Genomic DNA, 226 nt, shown 5'->3' with positions numbered 1-226 from the left:
GGGCCCTGCCCAGCAATCTGCGCACCTGCGCAGCCGTGAAGGGCCGCGCCAGGGTCTCCACCCCGAGGGTCGCCGCCGCCGCCGCGTCGAGGTCGATCACCACGATCCGCGCGCCAGTGCCGCGCAGGGCGACCAGCAACCCGCTGTCCTCCAGGATCGCGACCGGCGGGGATACGAAGGCCATCTTCAGGCTTCCTTGGGCCCGCGCCACCACCTCCAGCGCCAC

At 73.5% G+C, this 226-nt stretch carries 1 protein-coding gene; it reads right to left on the bottom strand.

From position 1 onward, the window contains the following. Positions 1-184 (bottom strand): hypothetical protein (locus E0702_RS18595; protein ID WP_205742172.1); only part of this gene is annotated, 184 nt, incomplete at its 3' end. Positions 185-226: the final 42 nt, after the last annotated feature.

This window comes from Halomonas marinisediminis (assembly GCF_004347715.1).
Taxonomy (GTDB): Bacteria; Pseudomonadota; Gammaproteobacteria; order Pseudomonadales; family Halomonadaceae; genus Halomonas; species Halomonas icarae.
The sequence above is the reverse complement of the archived record's forward strand: the minus strand, read 5'-3'. Positions and strand labels throughout refer to the sequence as shown.